Annotated in this window: 23 protein-coding genes and 1 pseudogene; 18 read left to right on the top strand and 6 right to left on the bottom strand. The window is 66.9% G+C overall.

Annotation, left to right across the window (positions count from 1 at the left end; genetic code table 11):
• Positions 1–243: hypothetical protein (locus BN972_RS04290; protein ID WP_235192362.1), on the top strand; the 243-nt coding region annotated here is incomplete at its 5' end.
• A gap of 9 nt (positions 244–252) precedes the next feature.
• Here the strand turns inward: BN972_RS04290 and BN972_RS04295 are convergent.
• Positions 253–1143, bottom strand: coding sequence for a L,D-transpeptidase (locus BN972_RS04295; protein WP_051545273.1), 891 nt, complete (start codon positions 1141–1143; stop codon positions 253–255).
• 159 nt (positions 1144–1302) lie between these two features.
• Here BN972_RS04295 and BN972_RS04300 point away from each other — a divergent pair, with 159 nt between their 5' ends.
• From BN972_RS04300 to mddA, 6 genes are all read left to right on the top strand, one after another.
• Positions 1303–1935, top strand: coding sequence for a ComF family protein (locus BN972_RS04300; RefSeq protein ID WP_036353269.1), 633 nt, complete (start codon positions 1303–1305; stop codon positions 1933–1935).
• A 317-nt stretch (positions 1936–2252) separates the two neighbouring features.
• Complete coding sequence (hpf, locus tag BN972_RS04305; protein WP_390176198.1) at positions 2253–2924, top strand: ribosome hibernation-promoting factor, HPF/YfiA family; 672 nt, start codon at positions 2253–2255, stop codon at positions 2922–2924.
• A gap of 88 nt (positions 2925–3012) precedes the next feature.
• Positions 3013–5871, top strand: a complete 2859-nt coding sequence (secA, locus tag BN972_RS04310; protein WP_036353274.1) for a preprotein translocase subunit SecA — start codon at positions 3013–3015, stop codon at positions 5869–5871.
• Between the two features lie 69 nt (positions 5872–5940).
• A complete protein-coding gene (locus BN972_RS04315; protein ID WP_036356508.1) occupies positions 5941–6687 on the top strand; it encodes a hypothetical protein in 747 nt (248 codons plus the stop codon).
• A 19-nt stretch (positions 6688–6706) separates the two neighbouring features.
• The gene (locus BN972_RS04320; RefSeq protein WP_036353276.1) at positions 6707–8266 is read left to right on the top strand and encodes an HD domain-containing phosphohydrolase; all 1560 of its coding nucleotides are present in this window, start codon (positions 6707–6709) and stop codon (positions 8264–8266) included.
• A gap of 56 nt (positions 8267–8322) precedes the next feature.
• Complete coding sequence (mddA, locus tag BN972_RS04325; RefSeq protein ID WP_036353279.1) at positions 8323–9096, top strand: methanethiol S-methyltransferase; 774 nt, start codon at positions 8323–8325, stop codon at positions 9094–9096.
• Here mddA and BN972_RS04330 read toward each other — a convergent pair.
• On the bottom strand, positions 9055–9507 hold the full coding sequence (locus BN972_RS04330) for an Rv3235 family protein (protein WP_036353281.1): 453 nt from the start codon (positions 9505–9507) through the stop codon (positions 9055–9057). The genes mddA and BN972_RS04330 overlap by 42 nt on opposite strands.
• A 164-nt stretch (positions 9508–9671) precedes the next feature.
• On the opposite strand from BN972_RS04330, the pseudogene BN972_RS04335 reads away from it, so the two are divergent.
• From BN972_RS04335 to BN972_RS04355, 5 genes and pseudogenes are all read left to right on the top strand, one after another.
• Positions 9672–11089: pseudogene (locus BN972_RS04335) on the top strand (WS/DGAT/MGAT family O-acyltransferase).
• Positions 11086–11916 carry a polyphosphate kinase 2 gene (gene ppk2, locus BN972_RS04340; RefSeq protein ID WP_051545034.1) on the top strand — a complete coding sequence of 277 codons (831 nt, stop codon included), beginning with the start codon at positions 11086–11088 and terminating at the stop codon, positions 11914–11916. The pseudogene BN972_RS04335 and the gene ppk2 overlap by 4 nt, the downstream one beginning before the upstream one ends.
• Positions 11913–12413: a DUF6912 family protein gene (locus BN972_RS04345; protein WP_036353287.1), complete on the top strand. Its 501-nt coding sequence runs from the start codon at positions 11913–11915 to the stop codon at positions 12411–12413. Before ppk2 ends, BN972_RS04345 begins: the two co-directional genes overlap by 4 nt.
• A 53-nt stretch (positions 12414–12466) precedes the next feature.
• Positions 12467–13615 carry a ferredoxin reductase gene (locus BN972_RS04350; RefSeq protein WP_036353290.1) on the top strand — a complete coding sequence of 383 codons (1149 nt, stop codon included), beginning with the start codon at positions 12467–12469 and terminating at the stop codon, positions 13613–13615.
• 87 nt (positions 13616–13702) lie between these two features.
• The gene (locus tag BN972_RS04355) at positions 13703–14989 is read left to right on the top strand and encodes a fatty acid desaturase family protein (protein WP_036353293.1); all 1287 of its coding nucleotides are present in this window, start codon (positions 13703–13705) and stop codon (positions 14987–14989) included.
• A gap of 9 nt (positions 14990–14998) precedes the next feature.
• Here the strand turns inward: BN972_RS04355 and BN972_RS04360 are convergent, their stop codons facing one another.
• The gene (locus BN972_RS04360; protein ID WP_036353296.1) at positions 14999–15322 is read right to left on the bottom strand and encodes a DUF1330 domain-containing protein; all 324 of its coding nucleotides are present in this window, start codon (positions 15320–15322) and stop codon (positions 14999–15001) included.
• A gap of 46 nt (positions 15323–15368) precedes the next feature.
• Here BN972_RS04360 and BN972_RS04365 point away from each other — a divergent pair, with 46 nt between their 5' ends.
• From BN972_RS04365 to BN972_RS04390, 6 genes are read left to right on the top strand one after another with little or no spacing between them, the layout of a single operon-like run.
• Positions 15369–16469 carry an AraC family transcriptional regulator gene (locus BN972_RS04365; protein ID WP_036353298.1) on the top strand — a complete coding sequence of 367 codons (1101 nt, stop codon included), beginning with the start codon at positions 15369–15371 and terminating at the stop codon, positions 16467–16469.
• A 33-nt stretch (positions 16470–16502) separates the two neighbouring features.
• Positions 16503–17996 (top strand): flavin-containing monooxygenase, encoded by a 1494-nt coding sequence (locus BN972_RS04370; RefSeq protein ID WP_036353301.1) that lies wholly within the window; start codon positions 16503–16505, stop codon positions 17994–17996.
• Positions 17993–19717: a GMC oxidoreductase gene (locus tag BN972_RS04375; RefSeq protein ID WP_036353305.1), complete on the top strand. Its 1725-nt coding sequence runs from the start codon at positions 17993–17995 to the stop codon at positions 19715–19717. Before BN972_RS04370 ends, BN972_RS04375 begins: the two co-directional genes overlap by 4 nt.
• Position 19718: 1 nt before the next feature.
• Positions 19719–20255 (top strand): hypothetical protein, encoded by a 537-nt coding sequence (locus BN972_RS04380; RefSeq protein ID WP_036353308.1) that lies wholly within the window; start codon positions 19719–19721, stop codon positions 20253–20255.
• 12 nt (positions 20256–20267) lie between these two features.
• Positions 20268–21131 (top strand): BKACE family enzyme, encoded by an 864-nt coding sequence (locus BN972_RS04385; RefSeq protein ID WP_036353311.1) that lies wholly within the window; start codon positions 20268–20270, stop codon positions 21129–21131.
• 34 nt (positions 21132–21165) lie between these two features.
• The gene (locus tag BN972_RS04390; RefSeq protein ID WP_036353313.1) at positions 21166–22719 is read left to right on the top strand and encodes a GMC family oxidoreductase; all 1554 of its coding nucleotides are present in this window, start codon (positions 21166–21168) and stop codon (positions 22717–22719) included.
• 1 nt (position 22720) lies between these two features.
• Here the strand turns inward: BN972_RS04390 and BN972_RS04395 are convergent, their stop codons facing one another.
• From BN972_RS04395 to BN972_RS04405, 3 genes are read right to left on the bottom strand one after another with little or no spacing between them, the layout of a single operon-like run.
• A complete protein-coding gene (locus BN972_RS04395; protein ID WP_036353316.1) occupies positions 22721–23209 on the bottom strand; it encodes a DUF302 domain-containing protein in 489 nt (162 codons plus the stop codon).
• Positions 23196–24158, bottom strand: coding sequence for a nitrilase-related carbon-nitrogen hydrolase (locus BN972_RS04400; protein WP_036353319.1), 963 nt, complete (start codon positions 24156–24158; stop codon positions 23196–23198). Before BN972_RS04400 ends, BN972_RS04395 begins: the two co-directional genes overlap by 14 nt.
• Before the next feature lie 14 nt (positions 24159–24172).
• The gene (locus BN972_RS04405; protein WP_036353322.1) at positions 24173–25348 is read right to left on the bottom strand and encodes a thiolase family protein; all 1176 of its coding nucleotides are present in this window, start codon (positions 25346–25348) and stop codon (positions 24173–24175) included.
• Positions 25349–25420 lie beyond the last annotated feature (72 nt).

Consider the following 25420-nt stretch of genomic DNA (forward strand, 5'->3'; position numbering starts at 1 on the left):
GCCTGCGGGCGCCGGCGCGGCGCTGCCCGCCGACGTTGTCCCGGGGCTCCGCTGACCACCATGGCGGGGACGGGCAAGGGCGCGCCGAGCACCGTGGCGCCGGCGCCCGCGCCGGTCGTGGTGCCCGGTCCGGCAGCACCCGCCGCGGCCGAAGTGCCGCCGCCCGCGCCCATTCCGGCCTTCCTGGCCGGCATGACGACGGCAATGCCCACCTGCGGAGGGGCGCTGGCTCCGGCCCAATAACGCGGAGTCTCATGACGGCGGTAGTTCGCGCGGCTTGGCTGGGTCGGCCTTCTTCTCGACCGGGTCGGCTTCCTTGTCGCTGCGGATCGTGGCGACGCCTTCCTCGACGATCACCGGGTCACCGATGTGGACGGTGTCGAAGTACCACTCGGCGTCAGTGGGGGTCAGGCTGATACAGCCGTGGCTGACGTTGTCGACCCCCATCGACGGCACGGCCCACGGCGCGGAATGCACGTAGAGACCCCGGTTGGTGATGCGGACGGCGTATTCCACGTTCAGCTTGTAACCGTCGGGGTCGTTGACGGGGATGCCGACACTGCTGGAATCCATCAGCACCGAGCGGTCTTTGGCGAGCACGGTGTAGGTGCCGACCGGCGTCGCGAACTCCGGTCTGCCCATGCTGGCCGGGAGCACCCCGGTCTCACCGAAGTGTGACCGGTGATGCGGTGCGGGTAGTGACGGCGGCGATTCCGGGTCGGCCCCGTCGATGCTCACGGTGAAGGTGTGGTTGGCGATGTTGGCGACGCCGACGACCTTGGGCCCCGTTTTGAAGTCGGTGCGCAGGCCACCCACTGACAGCGCGATCGTGCTGTGCGCCGGCCAGTACCTGTCCGGAACCCATTGCACGACGTTGTCCTCGATCCACTCGAACCGGCCCGTCATCGCCGGCACCGACGTCACCGCGATGGCGCGTTCCACCGCCGCGCGATTGACGACCGCACTGTGGAAGGTCACCACGACCGGATGCGCGACGCCGACGACGGCGCCGCGCATGGGCGCGATCGATGCGATGTCGAAATACCCCCGCGACGAGTTCGTCATCGTGACGCCGGTGGGTCCGGCAAACACCGTCGCAGCGATACCAATCACCACAAGAACCGACCGCATTGCCGCCCGCATCGCTTTTTTCAACACCTTTCGAATAGCAGATTGCCGTCGATCGTAGGACCGCGGTGACGTGCGAATATGCAAGCGACAGTGAGCGTTTCGGTCAGGGTTCGGTTACAGGTTGGTCACTCGCGGAATCGGTGTGTCACCGCAGCCCGGCACACTGACACCGTGCTTGACCTGGTTCTTCCACTGCAGTGCGCGGGGTGCGGCGCACCCGCGGCACGATGGTGCGCGTCCTGTGGACGGGAGCTTGCGCTCAAGGCCGACGAGCCGCATGTGGTATCACCGCGGGTCGACCCGCAGGTGCCGGTGTTTGCCCTGGGCCGCTATACCGGGGCCCGCCGCGAGGCGCTGTTGGCCGTCAAGGAACGCGGCCGCGCGGACCTCATCGCGCCGCTGGCCCGGCATTTGGCCCTCGGCATCCACCGGTTGTTGGCCTGGGGCATGGTCGACACGCCACTGACGGTGGTGCCGGCGCCGACCCGGCGGTCGGCGGCGCGGCGCCGCGGTGGTGATCCCGTCGCGAGGATGACGCGGGCGGCGGTCGCCGGACACCCGGAGATCGCGGTCGCGGCCGCGCTGCGCATGCGGGCGTTCGCGCGCGACTCGGTGGGCCTGGGGACCGCGGCCCGCGAGCGCAACATCGCCGGACGGGTGCTGCTGCGCGGGCCGCGCCCGAGTACCGAGGTCCTGATCGTCGACGACATCGTCACCACCGGGGCCACGGCGCGCGAATCGGTTCGGGTGCTGCGCGCCGCCGGAGTGCGGGTAGCCGCGGTGCTGACGATCGCCAGCGCCTGAAGAAAATCCGCAATCCGCAAGAGAACGTGAAGAACTCGAAACAGGTCCGCGAATGGGGTGGCACGGTTGGGCGAACACGGGCTAACGTCGAGATCAGAATCAACGACTCACTGTCGCGAAAATGCCAGGTTGAGCAACACCCCGGAGTAGGAGGTGAGAATTCGATTTCTTGCTCCGGCGGGCAGCCTGCGGCGGCGAACATCTCTCGATGTTTCTTAACCGCTTACACCCTCGTCGGCGCGCATCCGAATACCCGGCACGCAGGGCGCGTGTGACGTGAAGAGAGAAACGAGTTGTCACGAATGTCAAGGCTTACCGTGGATTCCGAACAAGTTCTGGACCAGACGCCGGCAGCTAGCGACGGCCAAACGGAACCGATGGCTAACGCCGAAATCGTGTTCAAGGGCCGCAACGTCGAGATCCCCGACCACTACCGCATCTACGTTTCACAGAAGCTCGCACGCTTGGAGCGGTTCGACCGAACCATTTATCTGTTCGACGTCGAACTCGATCACGAGCGCAACCGTCGCCAACGCAAATCCTGTCAGCGCGTCGAGATCACCGCGCGCGGTCGCGGGCCGGTCGTGCGCGGCGAGGCCTGCGCCGACAGCTTCTATGCCGCGCTGGAATCTGCCGTCAGCAAGCTGGAGAACCGGCTGCGCCGCACCAAGGATCGCCGCAAGGTGCACTACGGGGACAAGACGCCGGTGTCGCTGGCCGAAGCGACCGCCGTGGTGCCAACCGACAACCCCTTCGACAACCAGCCGGCCGAGCCGCACGACCATTACGGCGAAGTGCCGGACCACCAACCCGGTCGGGTCGTCCGCGTCAAGGAGCACCCAGCCAAGCCGATGTCGGTCGACGACGCTCTCTACGAGATGGAACTGGTCGGGCACGACTTCTTCATGTTCCTCGACAAGGAGACCGATCGGCCCTCGGTGGTCTACCGCCGGCACGCCTACGACTACGGCCTGATCCGGCTGGCTTGATCCGGCTGGCCTGACGATCAGCGGCCTTCACTCGGTCGTCACCTAGGATGGGGGTCGCCCGAGACTCCTACCCGCGAGGGACATAGCTGTGCTGTCGAAGTTGCTGCGCCTTGGTGAAGGTCGCATGGTCAAGCGCCTCAAGAAGGTGGCCGACTATGTCAACACGTTGTCCGATGACGTCGAAAAACTCACCGACGCGGAGCTGAAGGCCAAGACCGACGAGTTCAAGAAGCGTCTCAACGACGACAAGAACCCCGAGACGCTCGAAGACCTGCTCCCGGAGGCGTTCGCGGTGGCCCGCGAGGCTGCCTGGCGCGTGCTGGACCAGCGCCCGTTCGACGTCCAGGTGATGGGCGCGGCCGCCCTTCACCTGGGCAACGTCGCCGAGATGAAGACCGGTGAAGGCAAGACGCTGACCTGCGTGCTGCCCGCCTACCTCAACGCACTGGCCGGCAAGGGCGTGCACGTCGTCACCGTCAACGATTACCTGGCCAAACGCGACAGCGAGTGGATGGGCCGCGTGCACCGGTTCCTGGGCCTGGAGGTCGGAGTCATCCTCGCCCAGATGACGCCCGACGAGCGCCGCGTCGCCTACCACGCCGACATCACCTACGGCACCAACAACGAGTTCGGCTTCGACTACCTGCGCGACAACATGGCTCACTCGCTGGACGACCTGGTGCAGCGCGGACACAACTTCGCCATCGTCGACGAGGTCGACTCCATCCTGATCGACGAGGCGCGCACCCCGCTGATCATCTCCGGGCCCGCCGACGGCGCCTCCAACTGGTACACCGAGTTCGCCCGGCTGGCGCCGCTGATGGAGAAGGACGTCCACTACGAGGTCGACCTGCGCAAACGCACCGTCGGTGTGCACGAGAAGGGTGTGGAGTTCGTCGAGGACCAGCTCGGCATCGACAACCTCTACGAGGCCGCCAACTCCCCGCTGGTCAGCTACCTCAACAACGCGCTGAAGGCCAAGGAGCTGTTCAACCGCGACAAGGACTACATCGTCCGCAACGGCGAAGTGCTGATCGTCGACGAGTTCACCGGCCGCGTGCTGATCGGCCGCCGCTACAACGAGGGCATGCACCAGGCCATCGAGGCCAAGGAGCACGTCGAGATCAAGGCCGAGAACCAGACGCTGGCCACTATCACCCTGCAGAACTACTTCCGCCTCTACGACAAGCTGGCCGGCATGACCGGTACCGCCCAAACCGAAGCGGCCGAGCTGCACGAGATCTACAAGCTGGGTGTGGTGCCCATCCCGACGAACAAGCCGATGATCCGCACCGACCAGTCCGACCTGATCTACAAGACCGAAGAGGCCAAGTACATCGCGGTGGTCGACGATGTCGTCGAGCGCTACGAGAAGGGCCAGCCGGTCCTGATCGGCACGACCAGCGTGGAACGCTCGGAGTACCTGTCGCGCCAGTTCACCAAGCGGCGCATTCCGCACAACGTGCTCAACGCCAAGTATCACGAACAAGAGGCCGGCATCATCGCCGAAGCGGGCCGGCGCGGCGGCATCACCGTGGCCACCAACATGGCCGGCCGCGGCACCGACATCGTGCTGGGCGGCAACGTCGACTTCCTCACCGACAAGCGGCTGCGCGAGCGCGGCCTGGACCCGGTGGAAACGCCGGACGAGTACGAGCAGGCCTGGCACGAGGAGCTGCCGAAGGTCAAGGACGAGGCCAGCGCCGAGGCCAAGGAGGTCATCGAGGCCGGCGGGCTGTACGTGCTGGGTACCGAGCGGCACGAGTCGCGCCGGATCGACAACCAGCTGCGCGGCCGGTCCGGCCGGCAGGGCGACCCCGGTGAGTCGCGGTTCTACCTCTCGCTGGGTGACGAGCTCATGCGCCGCTTCAACGGGGCGGCGCTGGAAAGCCTGCTGACCCGCCTGAACCTGCCCGATGACGTGCCGATCGAAGCCAAGATGGTCACCCGCGCCATCAAGAGCGCCCAGACGCAGGTCGAGCAGCAGAACTTCGAGATGCGCAAGAACGTGCTGAAGTACGACGAGGTGATGAACCAGCAGCGCAAGGTCATCTACGCCGAGCGTCGCCGCATCCTCGAGGGCGAGAACCTGCAGCAGCAGGCAAAGGACATGCTGACCGACGTCATCACCGCCTATGTCAACGGCGCGACCGCTGAAGGCTACGCCGAGGACTGGGACCTGGACGCGCTCTGGACAGCGCTCAAGACGCTCTATCCGGTGGGCATCTCCCACGAAGAGCTCACCCACCGCGACGAGGAGTCCGAGCGCGACGACCTCACCCGCGAGGAACTGCTCGAGGCGCTGCTCGAAGACGCCGACCGGGCGTACGCCAAACGGGAAGCCGAGCTGGAGGAGATCGCCGGCGAGGGCGCGATGCGGCAACTCGAGCGCAACGTGCTGCTCAACGTCATCGACCGCAAATGGCGAGAGCACCTCTATGAGATGGACTACCTCAAGGAGGGCATCGGGTTGCGCGCGATGGCGCAGCGCGACCCGCTGGTGGAGTACCAGCGCGAGGGGTACGACATGTTCACCGCAATGCTCGAGGGCATGAAAGAGGAGTCGGTCGGCTTCCTGTTCAACGTCAGCGTGGAGGCGGTCCCGGCCCCGCAGGTCGACCTCGCCCCGGTCGAGCCGCCGGAGGGCTTGGCCGAGTTGGGTTCCTCCGCGGCCGGCGACGAAACGACCGACGAGCCGCCGACGCCCAAGCCGGCACTCAAGGAACCCGTCAGCACGTTGCGCGCCAAGGGAATTGAGAACGAGGCCCCGGCGCTTACCTACAGCGGGCCGTCGGAGGACGGCTCGGCGCAGGTGCAGCGCAACGGCGGTTCGGCGGGCAAGACCCCGGCTGGGGTGCCCGCCGGTGGCAGCCGACGCGAACGGCGCGAGGCCGCCCGACGCCAGGGCCGCGGCGCCAAGCCGCCGAAATCGGTCAAGAAGCGTTAGCCCCGGGGCGCCGCAACTTGAGGCAGTCGCCTCATGTGCGGCCCCGGCGCCGGCGCGCACCATTGCGCCATGACCACACACCACACCCCTTACGACGCCGCCACGGCGGTCCTGCAGAACCCGACCCTGCCCGACGGAGACGACGAACGATTCGTCGGCTACGGCGTGATGGGCCTGCCCTTCGCCAGCGGTCACTACCTGGCGCTGCGGCACTTTCCGAAGGCCACCTTCGCACCCGCCTACAAGTCGGTGTGGCACCGCGGCCCCGACGGCGTCTGGACGTTCTACGCGACGACGTGCGGGCAGCAGAGCTGCGCTCGCTACTTCAGCTCGGCCACCAGCCAGGACGCAGTCCAATGTCAGATCGACGTCGACTGGATCGGCCCCTGGTCCCTGTCCGTCCGAATAGCCGGCCTGCTCGACTGGCAGCTCGACATCCGTTCCAGCCTGCCGACGCGGCTGATGAGCGCCGTCGGCGGACGCTTGCCCACGGCGACCTGGACCAATCGCACCGCGCTGGGGGCGCTCAGCCGTGCGGCCGGTCTGGCTTTGGGCGCCGGCCAGGTCCGGCTCGCCGGCACCGCGCCCAACGGCCAGCGATTCATGATCGCCCCGCGGCAGATGTGGGCGGTGGCGCACTCGCGCGCGGTGCTCGACGGCATCGACCTGGGGCCGGTCGGCCCGCTGCCCAGTCAGGCGCGGCTGGCCAGCTTCCGTCCCCCGCAGCGGGGACTGTTCGTCGTCGGCTCCGGGCACTTCGAATCCTTCGATGCGGATCGTCACCATGCCGTCGAACGCACTATCTCGATCGACTGACCCGGGCCACAATGAGCGCATGGTCTCTCGCCCCGAGCCTGCGCAGCTACCGACGCGCGCGGAGTTGTTGGCCGCGCTGTCGGTGGCGATCGACCTCGGGCTGGGGCAACCCGCCGAACACATGCTGCGGGCCGCGCTGATCGCCACCCGGCTCGCCGATCGGCTCGGGCTGAGCAAGCCGCAACGCGACAGCGCCTACTACACCACGCTGATCATGTGGATCGGCTGTCACGCCGACTCGCACGAATACGCGCAATGGTTCGGTGATGACATCGGGGTGCGCCACGACTCCTATCTGGTCGACTGGTCCGGACTGCCGTACATGCGATTTCTGGTCAGCAACATCGGCCGCGGTCAGCCGCTGTTGCAGCGGGTCAGCATGATGGCCACGCTGTTGATCAACGCGCGCGGCCAGATCTCCCGAATGATCCACTCACACTGCACATCCGCGGCACTGCTTGCCGACCGGCTGGGCCTGGGCGCCGATGTGCAGGCGGCGCTCGCGTGCGCGTTCGAACGCTACGACGGGGGCGGGCTGCCCACCGGCGCCCGCGGCGAGGCGATCCCGGTCCAGATGCGCGTCGCTCAACTCGCCGAGATGGCCGAGGTGCACCACCGCATGTACGGCGTCGAGGGCGCCAGGGCGATGGTGCGGGCCCGCAGCGGCGGCCAGTTCGATCCACAAGTGGCCGCGACGTTCCTGGACCACGCCGAGGACATCCTGGCCGGCCCGCCCATCGGCGACGTGTGGGTCGCGGCGCTGCAGGCGGCACCCGATCGCCACGAGCGCCTCGACGACCGGGCGCTGGACACGCTGCTGGTCGCCCTCGGCGACTTCGTCGACCTGAAATGCCCGTTCACGCTTGGCCATTCGCGGGCGGTGGCCCGGCTCGCCGGGGACGCCGCTGTTGCCGTCGGGCTCGACGCCGACGCGGTGGCCCTGACCCGGCGCGCGGGTCATGTGCACGATCTGGGCCGAATCGGCGTGTCGAACCAGGTTTGGTCGAGGCCGGGGGCGTTGACCGCGGCCGAATTCGAACGCGTCCGGCTGCATCCCTACTTCACGGTGCGAATACTCAACCAGGTGCCTGGTCTTCGCCAGCTGGCCGAGGTCGCCGGCAATCATCACGAATGCCTCAACGGCACGGGATATCCGCGCGCCCTCGCCGAGGGCGCCCTGGGCCTGCCCGACCGTATCCTGGCCGCCGCGGTCAGCTACCAATCCGCTTGTGAGCCAAGGCCATACCGCAAGGAGATGACCCCCGACTCAGCGCGGCGACGGCTGCTGGGCCGGGTGCAAGCCGGTGAACTCGATGCCGCCGCCGTCGAGGCGGTGCTGCATGCGGCCGGCCACCGGGCGCAGCGCCCGAAGGTGCGCCCGGACGGGCTCACCCCGCGCGAGGTCGAGGTGCTGTGCTTGGTCGCCCGCGGCGCCTCCAACAAGGAGATCGCGTCGACGCTGGTGATCAGCGAGAAGACGGCCCGCAACCACGTGGAGCGCACCTACGCCAAGATCGGCGTGTCCAACCGGATCGGCGCCAGCATGTACGCGCTGCGCCACGGCCTGGCCACCGCCTGAGAATCTGAGGCAAAAGCCCCATGTGAGATCCGCTCTCCCCGGCACACAATCGGCCCATGAAACGCTATCTGACAATCGGTTACGGCGCCCTGAGCTACCTGGTCTTCCTGGTCGCCTTCTTGTACGCCATCGTCTTCGTCGCCGCGATCCTGGTGCCCCGCAACGTCGACCACGGAATTGACGCTCCGCTGTGGCAGGCGCTCGCGGTCAATCTGGGACTGCTGGGTCTGTTCGGTGCCCAGCACAGCGTGATGGCCCGTCCGGGCTTCAAGCGCTGGTGGACGCGATTCGTGCCACAGCCGGTCGAGCGCAGCACCTACGTACTGCTGGCCAGCGCTGCGCTGCTGTTGCTCTATTGGCAATGGCGCACCATACCCGGCATCGTCTGGGACGTGCGGCAGCCGGCGGCCCGACTGCTGCTGTGGGTGTTGTTCTGGCTCGGTTGGGCAATCGTGTTCGCCTCGACGTTCATGATCAACCATTTCGATCTCTTCGGGCTACGGCAGGTTTACCTGGCCTGGCGCGGAAAGCCCTACGCGGAATTGGGTTTTCGGACGCATCTGCTCTACCGGCTGGTGCGGCACCCGATCATGCTGGGATTCCTGATCGCCTTCTGGGCGACGCCGACGATGACGACGGGTCATCTGCTCTTCGCGGTCGGCACCACCGGCTACATCTTCCTGGCGCTGCAACTCGAGGAGCGAGACCTGTTGGCGGCCATGGGAGATCAGTACCGCGACTACCGGCGCCGGGTCCCCATGCTGCTTCCCCGTCCCCGCCACCGCGCCTCAGCCGATGTGCAGGGCGACCACCAGCCATCGATCGGGTAACTGCTCCACCCGGCATGCGATCGCGTGCACGCGGTGCCCGCGGCTGTAGGTGCCGAACACCTCGGCCGCCCGGTCACCGGCGGGCTGCACGTGCATCCGGCGCAGCACGGCGGCGCCCGTCGCCGTGCCCAGCGACCGACTGACCGAGAGCACCGAATCGATCAGGCCCGGTGCCAGCACCGCGCCCAGCTGCGCCGCCGGTCGGCGCCGGTCGATGACCTCCAGCACGCGGCGCAGCGCGCCATCAGCGAAGGCCGCCGCGCGGCGCGTCTGCGGCGCAAGCGGTGCCTGGGAAAGTGCCGAGCTGCTCGTCCGGCTGCCCCGCCGTGTTCGCGGGTTCGGCGGTGACGGCTGCCCTCGGGGGACGGCGCGCGTAGGCGGCTCGTAGTCGATCACCGGGGTGACGGTCAACGGAACTCTCCACGGGCAATGGTTGGTTGGGCGGCGTGCTGAAGAGTGTCAGACAATGGGGTGCCGCGCTATTCAGCTCCGGGCTTTCGTCCACAGGTACGGTGGGCGATGGCAGGGGCCCGCTCATGAAATGAGGACGACTTGACGAGAAGGACAGGGCCGCAATGGTGACCCGATTGTCCCCCGCGGACGCGTCCTTCTACCGGCTGGAAAACACCGCCACCCCGATGTACGTCGGCTCACTGTCGATCCTGCGGCGCCCGCGATCGGGACTGAGCTACGAGACGTTGCTGGCCACCGTCGAGCAACGGCTGCCGCAGATCCCGCGCTATCGGCAGAAGGTCCGCGAGGTCAGCGTCGGCATGGCCCGACCGGTGTGGATCGACGATCGTGACTTCGACATCACCTATCACGTCCGGCGTTCGGCGCTGCCCTCACCAGGCAGCGACGAGCAACTGCACGAGCTGATCGCCCGGCTGGCCGCCCGCCCTTTGGACAAGTCGCGCCCGCTGTGGGAGATGTACCTCGTCGAAGGCCTGGCGAAGAACCGCATCGCCCTCTACACGAAATCCCATCAGGCGTTGATCAACGGCATGAGCGCGCTGGAGATCAACCACGTCATCGCCGACCGGACCCGCAAGCCACCACCCTTCCCGGAGGACATCTGGATACCGGAACGCGATCCCGGCAACACCCGCCTGGTGCTGGGCGCCATCGGCGACTGGATCGTTGGGCCCGGCGCCCAGCTGCAGGCCGTCAGCTCCACGGTGGCCGGATTGGCCACCAGCTCGACGCAGCTCGTCGAGGCGGGCCGCCGGGTGTTGGACGTCGCCCGCGCGGTGGCGCGCGGCACCGCGCCCAGCAGCCCGCTCAACGCCACCGTCTCACGTAACCGGCGCTTCACCGTGGCACGCGGGAAGCTCGAGGACTATCGGGCAGTGCGGGCCCGCTACGACTGCGACATCAACGACGTGGTGCTGGCGGTGATCACCGGCGCGCTGGGCAACTGGTTGATGTCCCGGGGCGAAGCCGTCGCGTCCAGCACGACAATCCGGGCGATGGCGCCGCTGTCGGTGTACGCGGACGATCAACTGGATTCGACCGGTCCTGGCCAGGCGATGAGCGAGGTGACGCCGTTCCTGGTGGATCTGCCGGTGGGGAGGGCAACGCAGTGGTGCGGTTGTCGCAGATCGCCCACGCCACCGAGTCCAATCCGGGTGCCGCCAGCCTCGTCGACGCCAGGACCATCGTTACGCTGTCGGGGTTCGCACCGCCGACGCTGCACGCGATGGGCATCCGGGTGGCCACCAGCTTCCCAACCCTGTCCCGGCAACCGTTCAACCTGCTGATCACTAATGCGCCGGGAGCGCAATCGCAGATGTACATCGCCGGCACCAAGCTGCTGGAGACTTACGCCGTGCCGCCGTTGCTGCACAACCAGGCACTGGCCATCAGTGTCACGTCCTATAACGGCATGCTGTACTTCGGCATTAACGCCGACCGTGACGCGATGAGCGACGTCGACGTGTTGCCGGGCCTGCTGAATCAGTCGTTAGAAGAGCTGCTGGAAGCGTCGAGGTGAGCGTGGGTAAAAAGAAGGCTGCGGCCGTGCAGAAGATCCCCGATGACGTCTACGAGGCCGAATTATTCAGGCTGCAAACCGAATTGGTGAAGCTGCAGGAGTGGGTGCGCTATACCGGTGCTCGGGTGGTGATCGTCTTCGAAGGACGCGATGCCGCCGGAAAGGGCGGCGCGATCAAGCGCATCACCGAATACCTGAGCCCCCGGGTGGCGCACATCGCCGCGCTGCCGGTCCCGACCGATCGGGAACGCGGCCAGTGGTACTACCAGCGGTACATCGCCCACCTGCCGGCCAAAGGCGAGATCGTGTTGTTCGACCGGTCCTGGTACAACCGCGCCGGTATCGAGAAGGTGATGGGATTCTGCACGCCGCAGGAGTACGTGTTGTTCCTGCGCCAGACGCCGATCTTCGAGCAGATGCTGATCGACGACGGAATCCTGTTGCGCAAGTATTGGTTTTCGGTCTCCGACGCCGAACAACTGCGCCGGTTCAAGGCGCGCCGCAACGACCCGGTGCGGCAATGGAAACTCAGCCCGATGGACCTGGAGTCGGTGTACCGCTGGGAGGACTACTCGCGCGCCAAGGACGAGATGATGGTGCACACCGACACGCCGTCCAGCCCGTGGTACGTGGTTGAGTCCGACATCAAAAAGCACGCCCGGCTGAACATGATCGCCCATCTGCTGTCCACCATCGACTACGAAGAAGTCGAGAAGCCCACGGTCGAGCTGCCCGAGCGTCCGTTGGTGAGCGGCAACTATCAACGCCCGCCGCGCGAATTGTCCAAGTACGTCGACGATTACGCCGCCACCCTGATCAAGTCATGATTGCGATCTACATCCCGGCCACCGTGGCCATGCTGCAGCAACTCGTCGCCGACGGGGAGCTGCGTCCGGTCAACGGCACCGCGTTCGCGGTGACACCGAGATTGCGGGAGTCCTACGCCGAGGGCGACGACGACGAGCTCGCCGAGGTGGCCCTGCGGGAGGCGGCGCTGGCATCCTTGCGGTTGCTGGCAGCCGACCAGCCCGGGACACTGCCCGCCCGTCGCGCGGTCCTGGCGGCCGAAGTGGACGAGGTTACCTACCGTCCAGATCTGGATGACGCCGTCATCCGGCTGGACGGAGCGGTTGCCATGAACCGCGTGGTCGCCGCGTACGTCGACACCGCCGGCGCCGAGTCGGCCGTGACGGCTGCGATCGAGGCGGTAGATGCCGCCGACCTGGGCGATGAGGATGCGGATTTGATCGTCGGCGACGCCCTGGACCACGACCTGGCCTGGTATGCCGCCCAGGAACTGCCGTTCCTGCTGGAACTGCTGTAAGCCGCGTCACGCTGGCTAGAAAACCGTAACTTACGGTACCGTAGCTTCTAGCCATGAGCAGAAAACACACGGCGCTCACCGCCAATGTGGTCAACACCCAGCGACCGGTGGTCGCCGGGGCTGACAAGCATCCCGGCTGGCACGCCCTGCGCAAGCTGGCCGCCCGCATCACCACGCCGCTGCTGCCAGACGATTATCTGCAGCTGGCGAATCCGCTGTGGTCCGCCCGGGAATTGCGGGGCCGCATCCTGGACGTGCGCCGGGAAACCGAGGACTCGGCAACGCTGGTCATCAAGCCGGGCTGGGGGTTCAGTTTCGACTATCAGCCGGGGCAGTACATCGGCATCGGCCTGTTGGTCGACGGTCGCTGGCGGTGGCGGTCGTATTCCCTGACCTCGAGCCCCGCGGCGGGCACGTCTGGGTTGACGCGCACCATCACGATCACCGTCAAGGCGATGCCCGAGGGCTTCCTGTCCACCCACCTGGTGGCCGGCGTCGAGCCCGGGACCATCGTGCGGCTGGCCGCGCCGCAGGGAAATTTCGTGCTTCCCGATCCCGCCCCTCCGAAGGTCCTGTTTCTGACCGCCGGGTCGGGCATCACGCCGGTGATGTCGATGTTGCGGACGCTGGTTCGCCGCAACCAGGTCACCGACATCGCCCATCTGCACTCGGCGCCCACCGCGGCCGACGTGCTGTTCGGTGCGGAGCTGGCCGCGCTGGCCGACGAGCATCCCGGCTACCGCCTGACCATGCGCGCGACGCGCACCCAGGGCCGGCTCGACCTGTCGCGGTTGGATCAGGAGGTGCCGGACTGGCGGGACCGCCAAGTTTGGGCGTGTGGCCCGGAGGGCATGCTCAACGATGCCGAGAACGTGTGGTCGGCCGCCGGTATCAGCGACCGTCTGCACCTGGAGCGGTTCGCCGTGGCCAAAGCAGCACCGGCGGGAGCCGGTGGCAGGGTCACCTTCGCGCGCAGCGGCAAGAGCGTGACTGCCGACGCCGCGACCTCGGTGATGGACGCGGGCGAAGGCGCCGGCGTGCAGATGCCGTTCGGTTGCCGGATGGGAATCTGCCAATCGTGCGTCGTCGAATTGATCGACGGTCACGTCCGCGACCTGCGGACCGGCCGGGAACACGACCCGGGAACCCGAGTCCAGACGTGCGTGTCCGCCGCGTCCGGCGATTGCGTGATCGACATTTAGGGTTACCGAAGGGTAACCTACGGGTACGTAGGTTACGATAGCGTAGGTCTAGTAAGTTCAAAGACCGGACGACGTAGGGAGAGCATTATGGCGATCACAGACGTCGACGAATTCGCCCACTTGACGGACGCCGACATCGAAAGTCTGGCCGTCGAGCTCGATGCCATTCGCCAGGACATCGAGGATTCTCGCGGGGAACGCGACTCCCGCTACATCCGCCGCACCATCGCCGCGCAGCGCGCGCTCGAGGTGGCCGGGCGGGTCATGCTGGCCGCCAGCTCACGCCGCTCGGCGTGGTGGGCGGGCACGACGACTCTGGCCGTGGCCAAGATCGTCGAGAACATGGAGATCGGCCACAACGTCATGCACGGCCAGTGGGACTGGATGAACGACCCCGAGATCCATTCCTCCACCTGGGAATGGGACATGAGCGGCTCGTCCAAGCACTGGCGCTACACCCACAACTTCGTGCACCACAAGTACACAAACATCCTGGGCATGGACGACGACGTCGGCTATGGCCTGCTGCGCGTCACCCGCGACCAGCGCTGGAAGAAGTTCAACGTCTTCAATCTCGTCTACAACGCTTTGCTCGCGCTGCTTTTCGAGTGGGGCGTCGGCATGCAGCACGTCGAGATCGGCAAGATCGTCAAGAAGCGGATGGACCACCAGGAATCCCGCGAGCGCATCGACGAGTTCCTGGCCAAGGCGAGCCGCCAGGTGGTCAAGGATTACGTCGCCTTCCCGGCACTCACCTCGCTGTCGCCGGGTGCCTCATACCGGTCCACCCTGACGGCCAACGCGACCGCGAACATCATCCGCAACGTGTGGGCCAACGCCGTGATCTTCTGCGGCCACTTCCCGGACGGCGCAGAGAAATTCACCAAGACGGACATGGTGGGCGAGACCAAGGGCCAGTGGTACCTGCGGCAGATGCTGGGTAGCGCCAACTTCGAGGCCGGCCCGGTGCTGCGGTTCATGAGCGGTAATCTGTGCCACCAGATCGAGCACCACTTGTACCCCGACCTGCCGAGCAACCGCCTGCACGAGATCTCCACGCGGGTGCGCGCCGTCTGCGACAAGTACGACTTGCCTTACACCACAGGCTCTTTCCTGGTGCAGTACGGCAAGACGTGGCGCACGCTGGCCAAGCTCTCGCTGCCCAACGCCTACCTGCGCGACGGCGCCGATGATGCGCCCGAGACGCGCAGCGAGCGGATGTTCGCGGAGCTGGAGCCCGATTTCGCGGGTACCGACCCGACGACGGGCCGGCGGCGCGGACTCAAGACCGCGATCGCCACCGTGCGGGGTTGGCGGCGCAGCAAGCGCAAGGCGGCCGCCACCGGGTCCACCGGCGGCGAGCTCGCAGCCTGACTGACCGGATTACGGCCGGTTGAGGACCGGACGCAAATCGTCCAACCGGTCGAACAGGTGCCATACGTAGTTCGACGACCCCTGTTCGCGGTGCGGGTGTAGGTCCGCCAGTTGCGGGTCGCTGCGATAGGAATCGAACGCTTCCTTCGACTCCCACTCGACCAGGATCAGCACCTGCCGGGGCGTGATGTCGCCGGTAACCGCTTGGCTGAACTGGCCCAGCGCCACTATCCGGCCACCGTGCGCGGCGACTTGGGTGGGCGCTTCCCGTGCGTACTGCACGTATTCGGCACTATCGGCGACGTCGAAGAGGTTCAGCGCATATACGGTCACGGGCGCTCACGCTACCTGCACGAACTGGTTCGCCATACTGGAACATGTGCAGGTTTTCGCTGGGCAGCAGGTCTCGCACTGGGATTTCCCGCGCAACACCGGCAGCGTCGCCCTGATGACCGAATTCGGCTGTGCCAACCAACTTTCCGCGGCGGACCTGCTGGACGGATCCGGCTTGTCCGAAGGTGACCTGGGTGATCACAGCCGGATGATCGCTGGTCGTCAGGAGCTGGCGGTCGCGACCAACCTGGTCAACCTGCTCGGTAATCGGATCGGTCCCGCCGACCTGGGCGTGAAAGTGGGTCGTAGTTACCACGTCGGGTCGTTCGGCATTTTCGGCTTCGCCTGCCTGACCAGTTCGACGCTAGGGGACGCCGTGCGATTCGCCGCCCGGTTCTATGAGCTCAGCTACGGGTTCTGCCTGCCCTCGGTCACCCTGGAAGGGCCGGTCGCCGCGCTCCGGCTCGACCTGCCCGACCTCACCGGCCCGGTCGCCGATTTCCTGGTGCGACGCGACATGGCGGCCATCGCGCAGGTCATGGCGGAATTGGTGGGCGAGCCGGTCACCTTCGCGTACATCGAATTTGCCAGTCCTGCACCGGGTTCCGGTGATACAGCGGCTCGCGAGGCGTTCGGGGTGACACCACGCTACGACGCGCCCGCCAACGTGGCCGGCCTACCGGTCGCGTTGCTGGAAAATCGGCTACCGCAGGCCAGCGAGATGAGCGTGGCGATCTGCGAGCAGCAATGCCAGGTGCTGCTGGAACGCCGGCGGCAGCGCACCGGCGTGGCCCGTCGGGTGCGGGACCGGTTGGCGTCGATCGACGGCAAACCCCACACAATCACTAGCGTCGCCCGGCAACTGGCGATGAGCGAGCGCACGCTGCGGCGGCGGCTGGCCGAGGAGAACACCACCTTCCGCGACCTCGCCGAGGAAGTCCACCGCGTACTCGCCGAGGAGTTGCTCGCGACCGGAGCCCTGACGGTCGAGGACGTCGCGTTACGGCTGGGCTATGCCGAGGCGACCAGCTTCATCGCCGCGTTCAAGCGCTGGACGGGCACCACGCCGGCCCGCTACCAGCGGTCAGTGGCCCCGCGCGAACGACACCTGGCCGGAATCATGGATTTGCCGACCGCAATCGGCTGACGCTGCGGTACCGTCGCTGGCCACGATGGAGTTATGACAGCTACCATTCGTCCTCGCGTACTGGTGATCGGCGCCGGCTTCGGTGGCCTCGCCGCCGCCTACGAGCTCTCCAGGGAAGGTCTCGCCGAGGTGACGGTGCTGGAGAAGGCACACGACATCGGCGGTGTCTGGCGGGAGAACACCTACCCCGGCGCCGCGTGCGACGTCCCGTCGAACCTGTACTCCTATTCGTTCGCCCGAAAGACGGACTGGGGCCGCCGCTACGCGGAGCAGCCCGACATCCTGGGCTACATCCACGACACCGCCGATCGGTTCGGGCTGCGCAAGCTGGTGCGGACCGGTGTCGAGGTGACCTCGGCTCAGTTCGACGAGTCGACCGCAACCTGGAGGGTGACGACGTCGTCCGGTGACGTCTTCGAGGCCGACGTCCTGGTACCCGCCGTGGGCCAACTGTCGCGGCCGGCACTGCCGAACATCCCTGGACTCGACACCTTCGCCGGTCCGTCCTTCCATTCGGCGCAGTGGCGCCACGACGTCGACCTGGCCGGCAAACGTGTCGCGGTGCTGGGCACCGGCGCGTCGGCGATCCAGTTCGTCCCGCGCATTCGCCAGACCGCCGGGCACGTCACCGTCTTTCAGCGCTCGGCACCCTATGTGGTGCCGAAGGTGGATCGCGCCTACACCGAGAAGCACCACGCCGCGTTCGCCAAGGTGCCCGGGTTCGCCGCCGCCATGCGCGGTGCGATCTGGGAGACCACCGAACTGCTGGGCCTCGCGCTGACCCGAGTCGCCCCGCTGGCCCGGGTGCTGCAAGCGCTGGCCTCGGCAAACCTGAAGCGCCACATCAAAGATCCGGTGCTGCGAGCCAAGCTCACCCCCGACTACCCGATCGGCTGCAAGCGCGTGCTGTTCAGCAGTGACTGGTATCCAGCGCTGGCGTGCGACAACGTCTCCGTCGAGACCGACGCGATCACCGAGGTGACCCCGACCGGCGTGCGCACCGCCGACGGGCGACTCCACGAGGTGGACGTGATCGTCTACGGCACCGGCTTCAAAGCCACGGAATTCCTTGCCCCGATGACGATTACCGGCCGTGACGGGCGGGATCTGCACGCCGAGTGGGCCCAGGGCGCGCGCGCCCATCTGGGCATGGCCGTTCCAGGCTTCCCGAACATGTTCCTGATCTACGGGCCGAACACCAACCTTGGCAGCAGTTCGATCATCTTGATGATGGAGCAGCAGGCCGGCTACATCCGCCAGATCACCGCGGAGCTCGCCCGTCGCGGCATGGGCCGCGCGTTCGAGGTCCGCCGGGACGTCGAGGAGGCCTACGACGCGGCGGTGCAGTCCCGGCTGGAAAACGGCGTCTGGACCACCTGCGACTCCTGGTACCGCACCGAGTCGGGCCGGGTCACCACCAACTGGCCGGGGCTCGTACACGAATATCAGCACCGCACCCGCGTCGCGGCGATCGAGGACTACCACGAGGTCCTGCCGGTCCGGCAAGCCGAGGAGGTCAACGCGTGAGCCGATTCGACTATGACGTGCTCGTTATCGGATCCGGTTTCGGCGGCAGCGTCACCGCCCTGCGCCTGAGCGAAAAAGGTTACCGCGTAGGCGTTCTCGAGGCGGGCCGACGGTTTGCCGATCAGGACTTCGCCAAGAACAACTGGCATATCCGGGATTACCTCTTCAAACCGTCGGTGGGCTGCTACGGCATCCAGCGGATCGACGTGCTCTCCGACGCCGTCGTGCTCAGCGGCGCCGGAGTGGGCGGTGGCTCGCTGGTTTACGCCAACACGCTGTACCAACCGGACGATCCCTTCTACGCCGACCCGCGCTGGAGCCACATCACCGACTGGAAGGACGAGCTCGCGCCCTGGTACGACCAGGCCACCCGGATGCTCGGCGTCGAAACCTACCCGCGCACAACGCCGTCGGACAAGGTGATGCTGAAGATCGCCACCGACCTGGGCGTCGCGGACTCCTTCCACGCCACCCGCGTCGGGGTGTGCTTCACCGACGCCGACGGTAAACCGGCCGCGCCCGGCGCCCCGGTCGGTGACCCGTATTTCGGTGGCGCCGGCCCGGACCGCAACGCGTGCCTGCACTGCGGCGAATGCATGACCGGCTGCCGGCACAACGCCAAGAACACCCTGGTCAAGAATTACCTTTACCTGGCCGAGAGATTGGGTGCCACGATCCACCCGCTGACCACCGTCGTCGACGTGCGGCCGCGGCCCGGCGGGGGATACGACGTCATTACGCGCCGGACCGGGGCCAAGCTGCGTCGGAGCCGCCAGACCTTCACCGCGGAGCAGGTGGTGTTCTCGGCTGCCGCGCTCGGCACCCAGCGGCTGCTGCACAAGTTGCGCGACGGCGGCAGCCTGCCGCACGTCTCGCCCCGGCTCGGGGAGCTGTCCCGGACCAACTCCGAGGCGATCCTGGCCGTGCGGGCCCGCCGTGACGATGTGGACTATTCCGAGGGGGTGGCGATCACCTCGTCGATCCACCCGGACAACCACACCCACGTGGAACCCTGCCGGTATGGGCACGATTCCAACCTGATGGGGTTGATGGGCACGGTCCTGGTCGACGGTGTGGATGGGCTGACGAGGGGGCGAGGCAGGTGGCGTACCGGCATGAAAGAGCTTGTGCGGCAGCGCCGTGACCTCCGACGCCTGCTCAACCCCAAGCGCTGGTCCGAACAGACCATCCCGCTGCTGGTGATGCAGACCCACGACAACTCGCTGACCACCTACACCCGCCGCTGGCTGTTTGGGCGGCGCATGGTGACCCGGCAGGGCGTCGGGGACCCGAACCCGACCTGGATCCCGGTGGGTCACGAGGTCGCCCGCCGCGCGGCCGAGCACCTGGACGGTATCGCCGGTGGCGCCTGGGCCGACCTGGCCGACATCCCGATGACCGGACACTTCATCGGCGGTTGCGTGATCGGCGAGACTCCGGACGACGGCGTGGTGGATCCCTACCACCGCATGCACCGGTATCCGGGGCTGCATGTGATCGACGGCTCCACGATCACCGCCAACCTGGGCGTGAACCCGTCGCTGACCATCACCGCGCTGGCCGAGCGCGCCACATCGCTGTGGCCCAACAAGGGGGAGCCGGACCCGCGCCCGCCACTGGGCTCGTCGTACCGGCGCGTCCAACCCGTCGCCCCGAACCGCCCGGCCGTTCCGGCCACCGCACCGGGGGCATTGCGTGCTGAGCGGGACTACGCTTCATAGCGTGCTCGCTGCTTTCGGATTCGAATCCCTCGGCGTGGTGGTCGGGGACATGTATTTCGTCGATCCCTCACCGATGACCGGTCAGGAAACTCCCGAACGGGGAGTGCGCCTGGAACTTCGCCTCGTCGACCGCGACAAACCCCAGGGCTCGATCTATGCCGGCATCCCCATCGCCTTCGCCCGCCCAGTGTGGCGGGTCGACCTGTTCGGCTCCACCGAGAGTCCGCCCGGGACGCTCGATCGGGCCCATCACCACCCGCGTTTTGACGGCTGGGAACCGGGGCGCAGGCACTTTGTGCCCGAGCTGTCCGCCGACCCGGTGTCCTGGCTGGCGGGCCAGCTGGCCGACCCGGCCGCGGTGCTGGAGCGGGCCGGTGTCGACCTGGACGAGGTCACCGAGGCCGACCTGACCGGCCTGGCGGCGGCGGCCCCGGAAATCGTCGCCTCGGTGAAGCGGATGCTCGACGGTGTGCGCGACGGCGAACTCGCCCCGGCGCCCGCCGAACCGGTGGCCGCCGCGCGCACCGGCTGGCTCTGAGCTACCCGCCGAATGACTCCCGTCGTCATCGAGTGCGCGATCAACGGCGTCACCTCGAAGGCGACGAATCCCCATGTGCCGGTGGAACCCTCGGAAATCGCCGCGGATGCCCTGGCCTGCATAGCGGCAGGTGCGGCGATCATTCACAACCACATCGACCTGTACGGCGTCAGCCTCGAGCGGGTTGTTGAGCGCTACCTGGAGGGATGGCGGCCCATCCTCGAGGCTCGCCCGGACGCCCTGCTGTACCCGACGATTCACTTCGAACAGGGTTTCTCGATCTCCTACGAACATTTGATTCCGCTCGCCACCGCCGGCATGCGCGTCGGTCTGACCGACCCCGGCTCGGTCAATCTCGGCGGGGTCGACAACGGCATACCCACGGGTGATCTGGTCTACCGCAACTCATTTGAGACGATCGGTCGCGCCTTCGACATCTGCCGCGAGGCCAAACTGGGACCCAGCTTGGCCATCTATGAACCCGGCTTCTTGCGGGCCGCACTCGCTTGGTGGCGCGCGGGCAGGCTGCCGCAGGGGGCGATGGTCAAGCTCTACTTCTCCACCGAACAGGGTTATCTTGGAGCGCCTTTCGGGCTACCGCCCACCGAACGCGCCCTCGATGCCTATCTGGAAATGCTGGACGGATGTGACCTGCCGTGGGCCGTGTCGATCGTCGGCGGCGACCTGTGTGCCCACCCGATCGCCGAACGGGCACTCGCCCGCGGCGGACACCTGCATCTGGGACTCGAGTTCTATCGTGGCGACCGTATGCCGACCAATGTCGAGTTGGTCAGCGAGGCTGTGGCCCTCTGCCAACGGGTGGGCCGTACCGTTGCGACTCCCGATCAGGCCGTAGAGATTCTCGGACTGCCCTAGCGGCAAACGTCCAACGGCGAGTACATCTAGATCCGTGGCAGCGTACGACTACATCGTGGTGGGGGCCGGGTCCGCCGGGTGTGCGGTGGCTGGAAGGTTGGCCGCTGAATCTGGGGCGCGGGTGTTGCTGATCGAAGCCGGCGGTTCGGATCGACGATTGGAAGTGCGAGCGCCGCTGGCGAGCATCCGGCAGTTCGGGACCTCGCTGGACTGGAACTACGAAACCGAGCCGGAACCCGGTTGCGCCGGTCGCCGGATTCCCCTGCACGCCGGTCGCGTGCTAGGCGGTACCAGCGCAATGAACATGATGTTGTGGGTCAAGGGCAGCAACCTCGACTACGACGGCTGGCAGCTGCCCGGTTGGTCGTGGCAGGAGGTGGCGCCGGTATTCGCGCGGATTGAGCAGGGGCCGATGCGAATTGGCCGATTGCCTTATCCCGACGAGGTGTCCAAGCGCTTCGTCGCGGCGGCGCGTGCGGCCGGTGTCCGTGCCAACGACGACGTCAGCGGACCCGAGCTGGAGGGAGCGGCGATCGCTCCCGTCACCATTCACAACGGCCAACGCTGGAGCACGCCACGCGGCTATCTCCAACGTCGCAAGAACCTGACGATTCTCACCAAGACCGAGGTCCAGCGGGTGATCATCCGCAACGGTCGCGCGGTCGGTGTCGAATACTCGCGTGGAAAAAGGCGCCACGGGCGCGTGCAGCAAGCTTTCGCCGACCAACAAGTCGTTATCAGCGCAGGCGCCTACCGCTCGCCGCACCTGTTGCAGCTGTCGGGCATTGGTCCGGCTGACCACCTGCGCAGCGTCGGAATCACCCCGGTCGTCGACAGCCCCCGCGTCGGCAAGGGCCTGACCGATCACCCGCACGCCTGGGCTATCTGGTCTCTTGCGCCCGGCTATGTCGGCTTGTCGGACACCACCCACCCGAAGTGGTTGCTGCAGTGGCTCTTCGGCCGAAGGGGCAAGTTCGCCAATAGCGTGGTCGAGGCGGTCGCCCATATCCGGTCGGCGGCCGACCTCCCGGCATGCGACTTTCAGGTGATGACCTGCCTCGCCGATGCCACGGTGGATCCGAGCTCGGGAAAGCTCGAGCCCGCGTTGTCCATCGGGCACTCGTACTGGACACCCAAGAGCCGCGGCAGCGTCCTCGTCCGTTCATCGGATCCCGCAACGCCACCGGCCATCCGGATGAACCTGCTCACCGAACGCGGCGATGTCGAAGCGCTCATCCGGGCGGTGCAGGGCACCCGCGAACTCATGCGCTCCGACCCGATCGCTTCCTGTGTCGACCGCGAGCTTCTCCCGGGTCCGGGCAGTGACATCGAGACGCGCATCAGGGAGACGACCATCACGACGTACCACCCGGCCTGCACTGTCGCGATGGGCAATCAACCTGACAGCCCCCTCGACGAGCAGCTGCGGGTGCGCGGTGTGGACAATCTCCGCGTCGCCGACGCGTCGGCGCTGCCGCGGATTCCCCGAGCCAACACCAACGCCGCCTCGATCCTGATCGGCGAACGTTGCGCGGACTTCCTGCTGGCCGTATCTCCTGCCCGCCACTCGGTAACCGCGAGCGACTAGGTCACACGACCTTCGTCGCCAGCGCAGCCAACTTGGCGTCCAGTTGCTCGGCAGCGCTGCGCAATTCGGGATTGTCCTCGACCACCATCAACGACGACGGCTTGACGTAGGTGAGGCTGGCGCCGCCGGGCTCGTCCAGGATCAGCAGCTCGACCGGCGCGAACAATCCCGCGCTGACGTCGTGGCGCAGCATGGTGATCGCGATCAGGGGGTTGCCGAGGATCACCCGCAGTACCTTGCGGTCGATACCGGCATTGCTGATCCAGGCGCCGTGGTCGATCAGGCCGAACAGCATGAATCCGCTTGGTCCGACGCGGGGTTCCACCTGTTTCCGGTAGGAATCCCAGTCGGCATTACGCGTGGCGATGTCGCCGATGGGCACCGGCTTCTCGCCGATGTCGGCAAGCAGGGCCGCGACGAGTTCGTCGTAACTCTTGGTGCTCTGGTAGCGCAGCCGCACTCCGTCGAAGCGGGTTTCAGACGCGGACATAGTTGGCCTCCTCGGGAAATTCGAGCCGCTCATGCACTTGGGCAGCGGGGGTACGGTCCACCAGCAGGCTCAGCAGATCAGGGCGGCTGTAGTGTCCGCTGGCGTCCATCTGAGCCTTGCGGGCATCGATCAACGTGAAGTCGAGATCGGCGATAACCTCACCCTGCCCGGAGCGCAGCGGCTCACCCAGCAATTCGCCATGCGGTGACACGATCGCGGTAAAACAGCCGCCGGAAATCGGCCCAATCGGGGCGCCGGTGTCGGCCATCAGCTGGGCCTGCTGATCCGCGTCGAGCCAGGCGGTGGCGTTGACGACGAACGCACCCGACTCGAGTGCGTGATTGCGCACGCTGAGCTCTGTTTGCCGGGCAAACAACTCGCCGCCGAACGAGCCGGGAAACATGCCTGAGTGGATCTGTTCACCGTCGGCGATCAGGGCATACCGGGCCAGGGGGTTGTAGTGCTCCCAGCACGCCAACTGACCGATCCGCCCGACCGCACTGTCGACCGCTCGTAATCCGCTGCCATCGCCCTGCCCCCAGATGATCTTCTCGTGGTAGGTCGGAGTGATCTTGCGTCGGCGCTGGATCAACGTCCCGTCGGCGTCGAACAACAACTGCGTGTTGTACAACGAACCACCGTCGCGCTCGGTCACCCCGACGGACACCACCATGTGGGCGGCGCGGGCCGCGGCACCGATGGCCTCCACCTCTGGCGAGGGGATCGTGACCGCCTGATCCATCAACTTCAGGTGTTCGGCCCGCAGTTCGAACGGGCGTTGCACGAAGGTGAAGTACGGGTAGTACGGAATGACGGTCTCGGGGAAGGTAGCGAACTGGACACCCCGTAGACCGAGCTCCTCGATCTTGGCGACCACCCGTTCCACAGTGGCTTCCCGGCTGTACAGCACCGGACTGATTTGCACTGCGGCGGCACGGATTACGGTCATGATCCGACCTCTTTCTAGACGAGCCGCTCGATAATGGTGGCGTTCGCCATGCCGCCGCCTTCGCACATCGTCTGCAGGCCGTAGCGGCCGCCGCGCTGCTCGAGGGCATTTACCAGGGTGGTCATGATGCGTGCGCCGCTGGCCCCCAAGGGGTGGCCGATCGCGATTGCACCACCGTTGACATTGGTCTTCGCCAGATCAGCTCCGGTGTCATGCGCCCACGCCAGCACCACGGGTGCAAACGCCTCGTTGACCTCGAACAGGTCGATGTCGGCCAGCGTCAAACCGGCTCGCTGCAGCACCTTTTCGGTGGCGGGGATGACGCCGGTCAGCATGTACAGCGGGTCCGAGCCGACCGCGGTGGCGGTGTGGATGCGGGCCAGCGGCCGCAGGCCGTGCTGCTTGGCGAACTCTCCACTGGTGATCAGTACCGCGGCGCTGCCATCGGACAGCGGGGAGGAGTTGCCCGGGGTGATCGCCCAGTTGATCTGGGGGAACCGCGCGGCCACGGCTTCGCTGTAGAACGCCGGCTTGAGCCCGGACAGGGTGTCGACCGTGGTGCCGGGACGGATGATCTCGTCGGTGGAAAGCCCGGCGATCGGGATCAGCTCGTTGTCGAACAGGCCTTCCTTGGTGGCGCGGGCGGCCTTCTCGTGGCTGGCCGCGGAAAATTCGTCGAGCTGGGCGCGTGAGAGCCCCCACTTCGCGGCGATCAGTTCGGCGCTGATGCCCTGCGGCACCAGGCCCTCGGGGTAGCGCGCGGCCATGTCCGCGCCGAACGGGTTGCTGCCGGGCAGCACCGAGGTGCCCATCGGGACGCGGCTCATCGATTCCACGCCACCGGCGATCACGACGTCGTAGGCGCCGGCGATGACGCCCTGGGCGGCAAAGCTGATGGCTTGCTGGCTGCTGCCACACTGCCGGTCGACGGTGGTGCCAGGGACCGACTCGGGGAAACCGGCTCCGAGCAACGCGTTGCGGGCGATGTTGACGGCCTGGTCGCCGACTTGGGTGACCGCGCCGGCAATGACATCGTCGACGAGCGCTGGGTCGACGCCAGTGCGGGCCACTACTTCACGCAGGCAGTGGGCGAGCAGGTCGGCGGGCAGCACGTCGTGCAGGGCGCCGTTGGCCTTGCCTTTGCCGATGGGGGTGCGGACAGCGCCGACGATCACGGCGTCACGGGACATGGCTCCTCCTTGAGCTGGGTACATATCACTGTACTCAGCTATAACAGCTAGGTATAGTGAAAGCAACCCAGA

Source organism: Mycobacterium asiaticum DSM 44297 (assembly GCF_000613245.1).
GTDB classification, from domain to species: domain Bacteria; phylum Actinomycetota; class Actinomycetes; order Mycobacteriales; family Mycobacteriaceae; genus Mycobacterium; species Mycobacterium asiaticum.

Bases quoted from the DNA above. Each gene is read 5' to 3' on its own strand.
- BN972_RS04400 (WP_036353319.1), bottom strand. From the start codon at position 24,158: ATGACCGTAATCCGTGCCGCCGCAGTGCAAATCAGTCCGGTGCTGTAC.
- BN972_RS04315 (WP_036356508.1), top strand. From the start codon at position 5,941: ATGACCACACACCACACCCCTTACGACGCCGCCACGGCGGTCCTGCAG.
- BN972_RS04370 (WP_036353301.1), top strand. From the start codon at position 16,503: ATGACAGCTACCATTCGTCCTCGCGTACTGGTGATCGGCGCCGGCTTC.
- BN972_RS04320 (WP_036353276.1), top strand. From the start codon at position 6,707: ATGGTCTCTCGCCCCGAGCCTGCGCAGCTACCGACGCGCGCGGAGTTG.
- BN972_RS04355 (WP_036353293.1), top strand. From the start codon at position 13,703: ATGGCGATCACAGACGTCGACGAATTCGCCCACTTGACGGACGCCGAC.
- BN972_RS04295 (WP_051545273.1), bottom strand. From the start codon at position 1,143: ATGCGGGCGGCAATGCGGTCGGTTCTTGTGGTGATTGGTATCGCTGCG.
- BN972_RS04345 (WP_036353287.1), top strand. From the start codon at position 11,913: ATGATTGCGATCTACATCCCGGCCACCGTGGCCATGCTGCAGCAACTC.
- BN972_RS04350 (WP_036353290.1), top strand. From the start codon at position 12,467: ATGAGCAGAAAACACACGGCGCTCACCGCCAATGTGGTCAACACCCAG.
- mddA (WP_036353279.1), top strand. From the start codon at position 8,323: ATGAAACGCTATCTGACAATCGGTTACGGCGCCCTGAGCTACCTGGTC.
- BN972_RS04395 (WP_036353316.1), bottom strand. From the start codon at position 23,209: ATGTCCGCGTCTGAAACCCGCTTCGACGGAGTGCGGCTGCGCTACCAG.
- BN972_RS04405 (WP_036353322.1), bottom strand. From the start codon at position 25,348: ATGTCCCGTGACGCCGTGATCGTCGGCGCTGTCCGCACCCCCATCGGC.
- BN972_RS04385 (WP_036353311.1), top strand. From the start codon at position 20,268: ATGACTCCCGTCGTCATCGAGTGCGCGATCAACGGCGTCACCTCGAAG.